We start from the raw sequence: 14238 nt of genomic DNA on the forward strand, positions 1-14238 counted from the left end.
TTTTCTTCTTAAAAGAAGTCTTTAAATTTTGATAAAAGACTTCTAGATCTCTTGTTATTCTTAATTCGGAATGACATTAATAATCAAAATTACATAAAATTTAGTATATTTTTTTGATAAATAGCTAAAGTTCTATTTTAGAATTGTTAGAATGATAAATCTTTATTTCTGTAAAGGTTCTAGTTTTTTTCTGAGCTTTAAAAAGATAACTTTGTAGCTCGTTTTAGGGTTATTTTTTTATTACTGAGGTTTATCATAAAAACGATTTTATTAAAAGGGTAACTTTGATACTTGTTTCAAATTAATACCTAAATTTAACCTCTGTTAGCTTAAAAAAAATCTAAAGTTTAAAAAAGGCTCTTGTTAAAAATAAACGAAGAAATTACTTGTTTTAACAGCTGTCTATTTATTAATAAAATGAGATAGATTTATTTGTTATAATTTACTACTACATTGACTTCTGCCAATGAAGGCACACATTAAGAACGGAATAAGAATACGAATTATGAAGATTATTTTTGCAAAATGAATATTGCTTTTAAAAAAATATATAAGACTGCATTTTGGGCAAGTGTTTTAGGGTTGTTTGCTTTTATTTTTCATTTTGGTTTTGAGCAATCTATTTTTGTACAGCAACTAATAGATGGCTTTTACTTTTTAGTAATTGCATTAGGCTTAACATCTACTTTTGTAAGGTATTATGAGAATCCGCATCTTTTAAAAAGAAATGTTGTGGTCTTTGACCTCCTTTCTATCGGATATTTATTAGGTATTATTTATATGTATTTGTTTGTTGGTGAATCCTTTCAGACAGATTTAGTTTTAGACAATCCGTTGTGGTTGGTTTTTGCGGTTATTTTATCGTTTATAAGAGAGTTTTCTGAACTGAAATTAAACATGAATAGAATTTATTTTAATCCTGCTCAGTTATTTATTTTAAGTTTTTTAACCATCATCTTTTTAGGTTCTTTATTATTGATGATGCCAAAAGCAACGTATAATGGTTTGTCTTTTATAGATGCTTTATTTACGTCTGCAAGTGCCGTTTGTGTTACAGGATTGGCTGTAGTAGATACAGGTTCTTATTTTACCGTTTTTGGGCAATCTATCATTTTGATTTTAATTCAAATTGGTGGTTTGGGTATTTTAACTTTTGCGAGCTATTTTAGTTATTTCTTTAAAGGTGGTAGTACGTATGAGAATCAATTAACGTTAAGTGAAATGACCAATTCACAAAGAATTGGAGGTGTTTTTAATACCTTAAAAAATATTATTGTAATTACTGTAACGGTAGAGTTAATTGCCGCCATACTAATTTATGTTTCTTTAGATGATGCCTTAGTAACCAATTTTGTAGACAAAGCATTTTTCTCTATTTTTCATGCTATTTCTGCTTTTTGTAACGCAGGTTTTTCTACGTTAAGTAATAGCATTTATGAGGTTGGTTTTCGTTTTAATTATCCTTTACAACTGGTAATTATTGCTACTTTTTTTCTTGGGAGTTTAGGGTTTCCTATTGTAGTAAACCTCTTAAAATATTTAAAACATGTTATTCTCAATTTTTTCAAGTTTCAATCTTATAGAAAAACTTATAAACCTTGGGTGCTAAAAATTAACAGTCGAATTAATTTAGTTACTACTTTGTCTCTTACAGGTATTGCCTTTATACTTTTCTTTATTATAGAATTCCATAATACTTTAGAAGAACATTCGCTTTTTGGTAAAATGGTGAATGCTTTATTTATTGCAACCACACCAAGAACAGCCGGTTTTAATTCGGTAGACATGACTGCTTTATCATTACCAACAATCATGATTACCTTTTTATTAATGTGGATTGGAGCTTCGCCTGCATCCACCGGAGGTGGTATAAAAACCAGTACTTTTGCCATTGCCACTTTAAACATATTAAGTTTGGCAAAAGGAAAAAACAGAATAGAAGTATACCGAAGAGAAGTTGCAGATATTTCTGTAAAAAGAGCATTTGCCACTATAGCACTTTCGTTAATTGTAATTGGTTTTGGTATTATGCTGATTACCATATTTAACCCAGAACTAGGGTTGTTAAAAATCGCTTTCGAAAGTTTTTCTGCTTATAGTACTGTTGGTTTAAGTTTAGGTATTACGTCTAGTCTTGGTACGGCAAGTAAGTTGGTTGTAATTGCTATTATGTTTATAGGAAGAGTAAGTATGCTTTCTATAATGGTAGCCGTTTTTAGAAAAATTAAACATAAAAATTATCGCTACCCAAGCGAAGAAATAACCATAAACTAATATTATGAAATATATTATTGTAGGACTCGGAAATTTTGGAGGTCCGTTGGCAGAAAAACTAACTACGCAAGGAAATGAAGTGATTGGGATAGATAGCAATATGGCAAAAGTAGAATTGTATAAAGAAAGAATTTCTCATACTATTTGTATGGATGCTACGGATGAATCTACTGTTTCTGGATTGCCATTAAGTGATACCGATGTGGTTATTATCGCCTTTGGGCAAGACCAAGGAGCCAATGTTATGACTACCGCATTGTTTAAAAATTTTCAAGTAAAACGATTAATTAGTAGGGCGATAAATCCGTTGCACGAAAAAGTTTTAAATGCCATTGGTATTGAAGAAATTGTACATCCAGAAGAAGAATCTGCAGAGCGTTGGGCTAAAAAATTATGTTTAACAAATGTGGTAGATTCGTTTGAGTTAAGTGCAGATTATAGCATTATTGAGGTAAATATTCCCGAAAGATATATTGGAAGTACAATTAAGGAAATTCAGCTTCGTAGAAAATACAATATCTTAGCGTTAACTACCATTAAAAAAACAAAAGTAAAATCTCTTGTTGGTAGATCTAGAAATGAAGAACAAGTACAAGGTGTAATCGCACCAAATACTGTTTTAAATGAAAATGATATTTTAGTAATCTATGGTGCTAATAAAGATTTAAGAAAATTCACCAATAAATAACCCAAAAGAAGCGATAATTGCTCTTTTAAATTCTAAAAATGGACACAAATACAATCTATATAAAAAACATGGTTTGCCCACGTTGTGTGGATGTGGTAAAAGAAATTTGTGAAGATTTACAGATCTCTATTCAACATCTTCAATTAGGGAAGTTAGAAAGTACTACCGTAATAAATGATGCTTTAAAATTGGAATTGGATAGCCGTTTAAAAAAGAGAGGTTTTGAGTTACTAGAGGATAAAAATCAAAAAATAATAACGCAAATTAAGGCGTTAATAGTTACACAAATACATCATTCTAAAGAATCTTTAAATATCAATTTTTCAGATTATATTTCTGATGAATTACATCATGATTATGCTTCTCTTAGTAGGCTTTTTTCTTCTGTAGAAGGGATTACTATAGAACGTTTTATTTTAAAGCAGAAAATAGAGCATGTAAAAGAACTCCTTTTTTACAAAGAATATTCGCTTTCAGAAATTGCTATTCAAATGAATTATAGCAGTGTAGCACATCTTTCAGCTCAATTTAAAAAAGAAACGGGTATGTCTCCTTCTCAGTTTAAAAAGATGAAAGATCCTAAGCATCAACCTTTAGATTCGCTTTAAGTAAAAAAGCATAAAATCAGAATTATACAAATGATACTCATAATTCTGTAACAAATTAGATATACAGTCGCTGTACTTTTCTAGTACAATAAAAGTAATATCATGAAAGAAGAATATAAAGTAGCTGGTATGACGTGTGCATCATGCGCTATCAGTATAGAATCTTATTTAAAACCACAAGAAGGAGTTATTGACATTGCTGTAAATTACCCAAATCAATCTGTAACCATTTCATATGACGAGAATATTATTCCGTTGGAAACTATTGGGAATAAAGTTAAAGAAATAGGTTTTAAATTGATTTTAGGCACAAAAGAAGATACTAAAAAAGAGTTTGAAGCCTTAGAAGCAAAAAGATTAGCAACCCTTAAAAAGAAGTTGATTTTCGCCGCAATCTTTTCGGTGCCTATTTTTATCATGTCTATGTTTTTAATGGGTAAAATACCGTATGAAAATTGGATTATGATGGCGCTTGCACTACCTGTTTTATTTTATAGTGGCGCAGAGTTTTATACCATTGCATGGAAAAGGTTAAAGAGTTTTTCTACAAATATGGATACGCTGGTGGCATTAAGTACCGGAATTGCCTTTTTGTTTAGTGTGTTTAATACCGTAAATCCGCAGTATTTTTTAAGTAAAGGTTTGGTGCCTCATGTGTATTTCGAATCGGCAGTAATTATTATTACTTTAATTTTATTAGGACGTTTTTTTGAAGAGAAAGCAAAAAGTAAAACCTCTTCTGCCATTAAGAAATTAATGGGTTTAAAACCTAAAAAAGTAACCGCCATTAGAAATGGAGAAGAAAAAGTAATTTCTTATGATGAAATTCTAAAAGGAGAATTGATCATTTTAAAACCTGGAGATAAAATACCTGTAGACGGAAAAGTAAAAAAAGGAACTTCTTTTATAGATGAAAGTATGATTTCTGGAGAACCGATTCCGGTAGAAAAAATGAAGGGAAGCAACGTTTTTGCAGGTACGATCAATCAGAAAGGATCTTTAAGAATTATTGCTACTAAAATTGGCGATGAAACTTTACTATCTCAAATTATTAGATTGGTAGAAGAAGCACAATCTAGCAAGCCTACCATTCAGAAATTGGCAGATAAAATTGCAGGTATATTTGTGCCTATTGTAATTGGTTTAGCGGTTGTAACTTTTGTTTTATGGTATTTCTTAGGGCCAGATCCTTCTATAACCTACGCATTATTAACACCAATTACTGTTTTAATTATTGCTTGTCCGTGTGCGTTAGGTTTGGCAACTCCAACCGCTTTAATGGTGGGTATTGGTAAAGGAGCACAACAAGGAATTTTAATTAAAGACGCGCAAGCATTAGAAACTGCTTATAAAATTGATACTTTAATATTAGACAAAACAGGAACCATCACCGAAGGGAAACCAAAAGTAACCGATTTAATTTGGGATAAAAATGCAGTTTCAACCGAGTTAGAGAAAGTGGTGTTTGCCATAGAATCAGAATCAGAACATCCTATTGCAGAAGCAATTGTGGCACATTTAAAAACGATAGATACAGAAAGTGTTCCCATCGATTCTTTTACAAGTATTACCGGTTTGGGTGCAGAAGCAACCTATAAAAACGAACTATATAGAATAGGGAATGAGAGTTTAATGATTCAAAAGGAAATTACAATTCCTACCCAATTGAGTGTAAAAGCAAATAGCTTAAAATCAGAAGCAAAAACAGTGGTGTATGTAGCACATAAAAACACCGTAGTTGGTATTATTGCAGTGGCCGATAAAGTAAAAGAAACAACGCTTGCTGCCATTGAGAAACTACAACAAATGGGCATAGAAATACACATGCTAACTGGCGATAATGAGCAAACTGCAAAAGCAATTGCCAACAAAGTTGGGATAAAAAACTATCAAGCAAATGTAATGCCTGCAGACAAAGGTGCTTTTGTTAAAGAACTACAAGCACAAGGAAAGGTAGTTGCGATGGCGGGAGATGGCATCAATGACTCGCATGCTTTGGCGCAAGCAGATGTTGGTATTGCTATGGGAAGCGGAACAGATATTGCTATGGAAAGTGCAGGAATCACGTTAATGCATTCCGATTTAAAACAGATTTCTAAAGCGATTCAATTGTCTAAAGCAACGATGAAAACTATTAAACAGAATTTATTCTGGGCATTTATTTATAACCTTATTGCCATTCCTATTGCGGCAGGAGCATTGTATCCCATCAACGGATTTTTATTAAACCCAATGATTGCTGGGGCAGCAATGTCTATGAGTTCTATATCTGTACTCTCTAACAGTTTAAGATTAAAAAATAAAAATATTAATTAAAAATAAAAAAAGATGACAATCGTAAAATACAAAACAAATATCCATTGTGGAAGTTGCATTAAATCTGTAACGCCTGTGTTAAACAATTTAGACAATATAGATTTATGGAAAGTAGATTTAGAGCACGATGATAAAATTTTAGAAGTAACCATAGATGATGAAGATAAAAACAGCGTAGTAGAAGCTGTAAAAAGTGCTGGTTTCGAAATTGAAGAAATTCAATAACAAAACCAATGGCGCATTTGTACTTTTTGTAAATCTAAAATGTCAATTCGAGTGATTTTGAGGTACGAAAAATTGTATCGAGAACAATTTGATAACTTAAAATAGGTATTCTCGATACAAATTTTACGCATTGCAATTGTAGAATTTTCCAGAATTAACAAATACTCTAGATGTTAAAGAAGAGTATGTATAAGTGCTATTTTATGTAAATACATTGTAAAGGCTCAAAACACAATTACGTTGTTTTGAGCTTTTATTTTATAAGGAAATTTGCTACTGAATCCTTTTATAAAATTTACCTTTATACTTTAAATCACTACAAATGAATAAAAAAATAGGATTAAAAGAAGCAATATCTATTGGCGTAGGCGGAATGGTAGGTGGTGGAATTTTTGCAGTTCTTGGTCTTGCGGTATCACTTGCAAAAGGCGGAACACCTATTGCCTTTTTATTGGCAGGAATTTTGGCTTTAATAACTTCTTACAGTTACGTAAAACTCTCAATAGCGTATCCAAATAGGGGAGGAACGGTAAAGTTTATCAACCAAGGATTTGGTAAAACGGTGTTTAGTGGTGCAATTAGTAATCTTTTATGGGTAAGTTATATTATAATGCTTTCTCTTTATGCATCTGCATTTGGTTCTTATGCACCTAATTTATTAGAAATTACACATCATAAAACCATCGATTTTCATATTTATGCGAGTGGTATCATTGTTTTGGCAACTGTAATAAATTATTATAGTGTTGCTGTGGTGGGTAAAATAGAAGCTTATGCTGTTGTTATTAAACTGATCATTTTAATTGCGTTTATTTTTATTGGAGGTTACGGGTTAATAGGGAATCCAGAACTGACGCAATTGGCAGTGACTAATTGGGAAGCTCCTATTAAATTATTTGCAGGCGGAATGGTTATTTTTGTGGCGTATGAAGGCTTTGAGTTAATTGCAAATGCAGCGCCAGATATTATCAATCCAGAAAAAAATATTTCTAGAGCTTATTACATCTCCGTTATTTTTGTTATTATTTTGTACATTATTATTGCCATTGTTACGGTGGGTTCGCTTCCTTTTTCAAAAATTGCTACGGCAGAAGATTATGTTTTGGCAGAAGCCGCAAAACCAATGTTAGGACAAATTGGTTTTTCTATAATTACAGTGGCGGCTTTAATTTCAACCTTTTCGGCAATCAATGCTTCTTTGTTAGGTGCTGGTCGTGTAAATTATGAAATTGCACAAGATGACGAACTCGATCATCATTTTTTAGCAAAATTATGGAACCAACCTATTGGGTTATTGGTAACCGCTATTGCGACTTTAATTCTTGTAAATATTCTAGATTTAGAAAGCATCTCTACAGCAGGTAGTGTTGGGTTTTTACTTATTTTTGGTATTGTAAATTTTGTTGGTTATAAATTGTCTAAAAACACAGGGAGCAATAAAGTAATTCCGTTAGTTGGTTTTGTTTTATGCATGGTTGCCACCATTATTTTAATAAACCAACAGTACGAAACGAATCTATTGGGCGTACTCATTTCTATTTCAATTATAGGTTTTTGCTTTATAGCGGAATGGATTTATAAAAAAACAGAAAAAAAATAAAGGAAGATAAAAAAGACTTCTTCGTAAAAACGATATAAAAACCTTCAATCTCTGTAATAGTTGCAGTTAAGTTGGAGGTTTTTGTTTGTGTGATTGTTGTTTTTGTAAAACGAGAAGTTTGTTTTTAAAGAGTGTTATTTAAATGTTGATAAACAGTTGTTTAATAATTGATTTTTTATGGTTAAAAAACTAACTTTGCTAATGACGATTATAAGTCATTTAACCGATATTATAATAGTCTTAAGTTATATTGTATTTAAGGAAAATCAATGAATAAAATAATAAAACAATTTTGGAATTTAGATGAAAATCAATTTAATCGAAAAATTGTATCTCAAGAAGAATTTTATACTGCCATGAAAAGTGCAGATGATTTTAGGGATTTTGTTTATTGGCCAGAAGAGTTAATCCCTGAAAAAAAGGATGAATACAAAATAGAAAACAAAACTTTCACTAATTGCAGTTTTGCATTTACAACATTTGAGAATTTAACTTTTCAAAACTGCAAATTCAATAACTGTAAATTTAATCATGCTAAAATATTGAGTTGCAGATTTCATGATTGTACTTTTGAATATGTGAATATGTTTAAAGTGACTGTCAAAACAACCTATTTGGAACCAAACTCATTTAGAAATATTATCCCAAGTATTAGAGCTTTATCAGGAAGTTTTAAAAACGCAAATATGTGTGTAACTTTCTTTCAGGAAGTACTTGACAATTCAAAAGATGAAGGCCAGCCTGAACACACGAAAAATGCAGATTATCATTTCAAAAAATGGAAAGGTTTAAACTATTTTCAAAAAAGATTTTTTCCAGAAAAAGATAGTAGACGAACTTCAAATTGGATGTTTGTGAAGAAGTTTTTCCCAAACTTAAGTCTATATTTTTTAACAGGTTATGGATATAGAATACTAAATTTCCTAGTTGTATTTATACTAGGTTTTAGCTTTTTCTCTTATAAAAATTATTTAAACTGGACGGAATATGGTTTAGTCCAAAAAGATTTAGCAATAGATTCTTTTAACCCGTTAGAACCTAATTTGACATCCACTCTCTATTATACTTTGGATTGTACGACAAAACTTGTCGATTCTCAGTTTCAAGCATGTACAGACTATGGAATGGGGTGGCTAGCCGCTCAAAGTTTGTTTGGCTTCTTTCTATTAAGTGCTTTATTAACAATAATCATAAACAAATTTGTACGATGAAAAATTATAGCGTTGCAATATTCGGTAGCTCATTAAGAGCCGATTTTGATAAGTATAGCGATAGAGATTTATTAATCGTAGCTGATGACTTCGATACTTTAGATAAATTAAAAGTAGAATATTCTAAAGATGATTGGTCGATTTCTTATTACACATACTCAAAGCTTAAATATTTATCAAAAAGCGGTAGCTTATTTATTAAACATTTACAAAATGAGTCAAAAATATTTATTGATAAAACAGGTAGATTAGACAAAATTATTTCTGATTTCAAACCAAAGAACAATTACAAGAAAGATATTCAAGATTGCGAAAACTATTTTGATATTATAAAAACAATTCCAAAAACGAACTTAGGTTTTGCTTGGTTCTGTGATAGTCTTTACGTCGGGTTGAGAAATTATTTAGTCTTTAAAAATGCAGAAAATGAAATTTTTGAATTTTCATATATAAAACTTTTAGAAAGGCTGAAAGAACAAAGAAAAATAAATCAGTCTGATGTTGAAATCTTGAAAGAATTAAGAGTTGTAAAAAGAAACTACAGAGACGAAATTCTTGACGAACTACCTTCTTTAGGTTTTATTCAAAAAGTAATACCAATTCTAAATGCTATTGGATTATTAGAAACAGTAAATATTGTTGATTCTTTAACATTTCAGAATGTTGTGGAAAAATCAATTATAAGAAAAAAATTCAATCCATACCAAAGGTTGAGATTAGTAGAAGGATATTATTGCTCTCAAGAATTAAATATTCCTAAGTTGAAAAAAATAATTAGTAATCCGCAATTTTATGCTTCAAAAATGAAAGATAATAAACTTACTATGAGTTTAATAACAAGTATGAAAAAACTCCACATAACTAAGGCTATAGCTAATGCCTAGCTAGTTGTTTATAAGTGTTTATGAAGTTTACTTAAATTTTTAAGTTTGGTTTATAAAGATAAAATCAAAAAATTTTATAGCTAGGGATTATTTGAAAGTTAGGTACTTTTAATAACCATTCTAACCATAGCCGAGACATTAGAAAAAAACAAGAAAAAGCCTTCAATAAATAGAATAAGATTCAGTTTATTGAAGGTGTTTTTTGTATAATTAAGCGGAGAGCCTTTACTTTCTAAACATTCTCAAGCAAACAAGTCTAGCCCTGATTGAAGCAATTGTTTGAGCTCTTTTTATTCTTTTTTAGAATAAAAAAGCGAGTGCGGAAAGCAGGAAATAGCTTCTAATAAAAATTAATAAAGAGCATAGGTAACTTCTTCTTCAGCAGCTACTGGAAATAATTTTTCTGCTTCTGCTAAATCTAAAATAGTATCTACTTCGTACCAAGGTTTTTCATCGAAAGATACAGCTTCGAATGCTAGCGTTTTTTCGGCTACTAAGCTTGTAAAAACGGTTTCGTAATAAGCGTTTACGTTTCCGGCTTCAATATATTGATTCAGTTTTTTGGTAACTTCTTGCCAAGATTCTAAAGAGAAACTATAAATATTTACGGTTTTATAGCGCGTTTCTGTATACGGTTCTGTGGTGCCTGGTTGAAACTGTATTACCTCGTTTTGGTCATTTAAAGTTACGGTAGTTCCATTTAACCAAGGTTGCATTTTTGCTACGGCAATTCTATTTGGATACCTCATGTGGGTTAATAGAGCGGTGTCTAAAACCAAGTCGCTCTCTAAAAGTACAAAAGGTTCTTTAATGCTGTTACGAGCCATCCAAAGTGAATAAATATTGTTGGTGGTTTTGTATAGCGGACTGTGTATGTACTCGATACTTAAACCGTCTGTTTGGTTGCCTAAAAAGTCTACAATACATTCTTGTTTATAACCAGTTACAATAACAAGACGCGTAAAACCTTGGTCTTTTAAATTGGTTACAAGACGCGCTAACATAGATTCTTCGCTAACTAAGGTTAGGCATTTTGGAGCATCTTTTGTGATTGGAAAAAGACGACTTCCGGTTCCGGCAGCTAACAATAATGCTGTTGTAATAGGTTTGTTGTTCTTAGGGCTTTTTAAAGTACTATTCATGCAATGGTGATTTGTTCTCCTCTAAAAAAAACACAAAGATTTCTTATAAACCTTATCGTTTTAATGAGTTGAGATGTAATCTATTTTATTGAGGGTTTAAGTAAAAGTGTGTGATTTGTTCTTATAATAATATAGGAATCAAATTTTAAATAAGTGTGCAAATTTACGTCCTAAACAGAGTATTTGCAAGTGTTATTTAGCATATTTATTATTGATAAAAAATGAATGATAAATAAGTCTGTTTATAAAATTAGATAAAGAATAATGAAGTTTTTGGAACGATAAAATTACCTATTTGTAGGTATAAAACGTGTTTGCCATTAAATTATATTTGAATTCTAATTTAAAATCTGCTATGATGAAAAAAACTAAAATGTTACTATTATCAATTTTAACGCTTATTTCAATATCCTTTTTTAGTTGTGAAGAACTGTTTGGAGAGGAGGAAGAGGAGACTGCTGTAGATTCAATTTCTTGCACAGGCTATGTTGGTCCAAATAATATTGATAAACAGTATGACTACCAATGTCAAGCTGCTTATGTTTACAAATGCAATGGTAATACAGAGGCTTTAAAACAACAATGTGCTTATTATAAGCAGTTGCAAAAAGAATTAAATTTACCTGATTGTGATTATTGTGATTAAAAAAAAGCCTCTCAATATTGAGAGGCTTTTTTAAATTATACTAATTTCTTAGCATTCTTAACTTTTTGCTTTGTAAGTGCAATTTCTATGACTTCTCTCATTTCGGAAACATAATGAAAAGTCATGCCTTTTAAGTAGCTTTCCTTTATTTCTAAAATGTCTTTTTCATTTTCTTTACACAAAATGATTTCTTTAATATTTGCTCTTTTAGCTGCTAATATTTTTTCTTTAATTCCGCCAACTGGTAACACTTTTCCACGTAAAGTAATTTCGCCAGTCATGGCTAATTTGTTTTTAATTTTACGTTGTGTAAAAGAAGAAACTAAAGAAGTTAACATGGTGATACCTGCACTTGGTCCGTCTTTTGGCGTTGCGCCTTCTGGTACGTGAATATGTACATTGTATTTTTCTAAAATTTCTTGTTTAATACCAAATTCTTCTGCGTTCGATTTAATGTATTGTAAGGCAATGGTTGCAGATTCTTTCATTACATTTCCTAAATTACCTGTTATAGAAAGGTTTCCTTTTCCTTTAGATAAAATAGATTCTATAAATAAAATATCTCCACCAACACTTGTCCACGCTAAACCAGTAACTACACCAGCAACATCATTGTTTTCGAATTTATCTCTAAATCTTGGTGTTCCTAAAATAGATTCAATTTTTTCTGATGAAATAGCGATGTCATATTCTTCTTCTAAAGCGATAGATTTAGCTGCAAAACGTACCACTTTGGCAATTTTCTTTTCTAAACCACGTACTCCAGATTCTCTAGTATATCCTTCTACTATTTGCTCTAATTGTTTTTTACCTAACTTTAAATGTGCCGTTGTTAAACCATGCTCTTTTAATTGTTTTGGTAATAAATGTCTTTTGGCAATTTCTATTTTCTCTTCAATAGTATATCCAGTAACATTTATAATTTCCATTCTATCTCTTAATGCCCAAGGAATTTGCCCCAAGTTATTGGCAGTAGCGATAAAAAGAATTTTAGATAAATCGTACCCAACTTCTAAGTAGTTATCGTAAAAAGATTCATTTTGTTCAGGATCTAAAACTTCTAACATTGCAGAAGAAGGATCTCCTTGATGGCTGTTGCTTAGTTTGTCTATTTCATCTAAAACAAAAACAGGGTTAGAAGTTCCGGCTTTTTTTAAGTTCTGAATTAAACGCCCTGGCATAGCACCAATATATGTTTTTCTGTGTCCTCTAATTTCTGCTTCATCACGCAAACCACCTAAAGACATACGTATATATTTACGTCCTAATGCTTCTGCAACAGATTTTCCTAAAGATGTTTTACCAACTCCTGGAGGTCCGTATAAACAGATAATTGGCGATTTCATATCTCCTCTTAACTTTAAAACCGCTAAGTGTTCTATAATTCTGTCTTTTACTTCTTCTAAACCAAAATGATCTCTATCTAAAACCTTTGTAGCAAATTTTAAATCGAATTTATCTTTAGAATAAATGCCCCAAGGTAACTCTAGCAACAATTCTAAATAGCTTCTCTGAACACCATATTCAGCCGCTTGCGGATTCATTCTTTTTAAACGATTGATTTCTTTTTCAAACGTTTCTCCAACTTCTTTATTCCATTTTTTAGTTTTAGCTTGCTTGCGCATTTCTTCTAACTCTTCGTCATTAGAAACACCACCAAGTTCATCCTGAATGGTTTTTAATTGTTGGTTTAAATAATATTCACGTTGTTGTTGGTCTAAATCTTCGCGAGTTTTAGACTGAATATCATTACGTAATTTTAATTTCTGAAGTTCTTTATTTAGGTTTTTTAAGGCTAATAAAGCACGCTCTTTTAAATTATCTTTTTCTAAAATAACTTGTTTTTGCGCTACAGATAAATCCATATTAGATGAAATAAAATTCACCAAAAACGAATCTGATTTTATGTTTTTAATCGCAAAAGAAGCTTCGCTAGGTAACATTGGGTTTTCCTTTATTACCTCTAAAGCTTGTTCTTTAATAGATTCTATAATTGCTTCAAATTCTTTTTCATCATCTACACTTCTGTCTTCAATAGCTTCTTTTACAGTAGCTTTTAAATACGGTTTGTCTTGAATAATAGTGTCAATTTCGAAACGTTTTTTACCTTGTATAATAACGGTTGTGTTACCATCAGGCATTTTTAAAACCCGTAAAATTTGTGCTACAACTCCCGTTGTGTGTATGTCTTTTAAAGTAGGTTTTTCTTCTTCTTCATTTCTTTGTGCAACAACACCAATTACTTTATCGCCTTTGTTTGCATCTTTTATTAATTGAATAGAAGCATCTCTACCGGCTGTAATAGGAATTACAACACCAGGAAACAATACGGTATTTCTTAAAGGTAAAATTGCTAAAACTTCTGGAACACTTTCCTTATTAATAATCTCTTCATCTTCTGGTGTCATTAACGGAATTAATTCAGAATCTTCATTCAACATATTTTGTAGCGACAAATTGTCTAAATGCATTATTTTTGGTTTGCTCATTTGTTATATCTCTGTCATACTGACATTCATTTTAATAAAATGTAAAATCAATATCAATTCGTTATTTTTAGTTTATTGATATTTAGTAAGTTAATTAAAAATTTTCTAAATCTCTAATATATAAAAACAATTGTTATGCCAAGGTTCTATTGATA

General features: G+C 30.8%; 11 protein-coding genes. 9 read left to right on the forward strand and 2 right to left on the reverse strand.

Annotated features, from left to right (window positions below; all coding sequences use genetic code 11):
* The first annotated feature begins 525 nt into the window (after window positions 1-525).
* From WG945_RS01300 to WG945_RS01335, 8 genes are all read left to right on the forward strand, one after another.
* On the forward strand, window positions 526-2274 hold the full coding sequence (locus WG945_RS01300) for a TrkH family potassium uptake protein (RefSeq protein WP_068449777.1): 1749 nt from the start codon (window positions 526-528) through the stop codon (window positions 2272-2274).
* A 4-nt stretch (window positions 2275-2278) separates the two neighbouring features.
* On the forward strand, window positions 2279-2962 hold the full coding sequence (locus tag WG945_RS01305) for a potassium channel family protein (RefSeq protein ID WP_068449778.1): 684 nt from the start codon (window positions 2279-2281) through the stop codon (window positions 2960-2962).
* A 38-nt stretch (window positions 2963-3000) separates the two neighbouring features.
* Window positions 3001-3570, forward strand: coding sequence for a helix-turn-helix domain-containing protein (locus tag WG945_RS01310; RefSeq protein WP_068449779.1), 570 nt, complete (start codon window positions 3001-3003; stop codon window positions 3568-3570).
* 102 nt (window positions 3571-3672) lie between these two features.
* On the forward strand, window positions 3673-5886 hold the full coding sequence (locus tag WG945_RS01315) for a heavy metal translocating P-type ATPase (protein ID WP_068449780.1): 2214 nt from the start codon (window positions 3673-3675) through the stop codon (window positions 5884-5886).
* 12 nt (window positions 5887-5898) lie between these two features.
* Window positions 5899-6111: a heavy-metal-associated domain-containing protein gene (locus tag WG945_RS01320; protein ID WP_068449781.1), complete on the forward strand. Its 213-nt coding sequence runs from the start codon at window positions 5899-5901 to the stop codon at window positions 6109-6111.
* Window positions 6112-6433: 322 nt separating this feature from the next.
* Window positions 6434-7711 (forward strand): APC family permease, encoded by a 1278-nt coding sequence (locus tag WG945_RS01325; protein WP_068449782.1) that lies wholly within the window; start codon window positions 6434-6436, stop codon window positions 7709-7711.
* A gap of 269 nt (window positions 7712-7980) precedes the next feature.
* Window positions 7981-8922 (forward strand): pentapeptide repeat-containing protein, encoded by a 942-nt coding sequence (locus tag WG945_RS01330; RefSeq protein ID WP_068449783.1) that lies wholly within the window; start codon window positions 7981-7983, stop codon window positions 8920-8922.
* Window positions 8919-9806, forward strand: a complete 888-nt coding sequence (locus WG945_RS01335) for a nucleotidyltransferase domain-containing protein (protein WP_068449784.1) — start codon at window positions 8919-8921, stop codon at window positions 9804-9806. Before WG945_RS01330 ends, WG945_RS01335 begins: the two co-directional genes overlap by 4 nt.
* A 350-nt stretch (window positions 9807-10156) precedes the next feature.
* Here WG945_RS01335 and WG945_RS01340 read toward each other — a convergent pair whose 3' ends face one another.
* A complete protein-coding gene (locus WG945_RS01340; RefSeq protein WP_068449785.1) occupies window positions 10157-10948 on the reverse strand; it encodes a sugar phosphate nucleotidyltransferase in 792 nt (263 codons plus the stop codon).
* 358 nt (window positions 10949-11306) lie between these two features.
* Between WG945_RS01340 and WG945_RS01345 the strand changes: the two genes are divergently transcribed.
* Window positions 11307-11594 (forward strand): hypothetical protein, encoded by a 288-nt coding sequence (locus tag WG945_RS01345; protein WP_157603615.1) that lies wholly within the window; start codon window positions 11307-11309, stop codon window positions 11592-11594.
* Window positions 11595-11629: 35 nt separating this feature from the next.
* Here the strand turns inward: WG945_RS01345 and lon are convergent, their stop codons facing one another.
* Window positions 11630-14083, reverse strand: a complete 2454-nt coding sequence (gene lon, locus WG945_RS01350; protein WP_068449787.1) for an endopeptidase La — start codon at window positions 14081-14083, stop codon at window positions 11630-11632.
* Window positions 14084-14238 lie beyond the last annotated feature (155 nt).

The sequence above is a fragment of the Polaribacter atrinae genome, assembly GCF_038023995.1.
GTDB lineage: Bacteria > Bacteroidota > Bacteroidia > Flavobacteriales > Flavobacteriaceae > Polaribacter > Polaribacter atrinae.

Bases quoted from the DNA above. Each gene is read 5' to 3' on its own strand.
- WG945_RS01300 (WP_068449777.1), top strand. From the start codon at position 526: ATGAATATTGCTTTTAAAAAAATATATAAGACTGCATTTTGGGCAAGT.
- WG945_RS01305 (WP_068449778.1), top strand. From the start codon at position 2,279: ATGAAATATATTATTGTAGGACTCGGAAATTTTGGAGGTCCGTTGGCA.
- WG945_RS01310 (WP_068449779.1), top strand. From the start codon at position 3,001: ATGGACACAAATACAATCTATATAAAAAACATGGTTTGCCCACGTTGT.
- WG945_RS01315 (WP_068449780.1), top strand. From the start codon at position 3,673: ATGAAAGAAGAATATAAAGTAGCTGGTATGACGTGTGCATCATGCGCT.
- WG945_RS01320 (WP_068449781.1), top strand. From the start codon at position 5,899: ATGACAATCGTAAAATACAAAACAAATATCCATTGTGGAAGTTGCATT.
- WG945_RS01325 (WP_068449782.1), top strand. From the start codon at position 6,434: ATGAATAAAAAAATAGGATTAAAAGAAGCAATATCTATTGGCGTAGGC.
- WG945_RS01330 (WP_068449783.1), top strand. From the start codon at position 7,981: ATGAATAAAATAATAAAACAATTTTGGAATTTAGATGAAAATCAATTT.
- WG945_RS01335 (WP_068449784.1), top strand. From the start codon at position 8,919: ATGAAAAATTATAGCGTTGCAATATTCGGTAGCTCATTAAGAGCCGAT.
- WG945_RS01340 (WP_068449785.1), bottom strand. From the start codon at position 10,948: ATGAATAGTACTTTAAAAAGCCCTAAGAACAACAAACCTATTACAACA.
- WG945_RS01345 (WP_157603615.1), top strand. From the start codon at position 11,307: ATGAAAAAAACTAAAATGTTACTATTATCAATTTTAACGCTTATTTCA.
- lon (WP_068449787.1), bottom strand. From the start codon at position 14,083: ATGAGCAAACCAAAAATAATGCATTTAGACAATTTGTCGCTACAAAAT.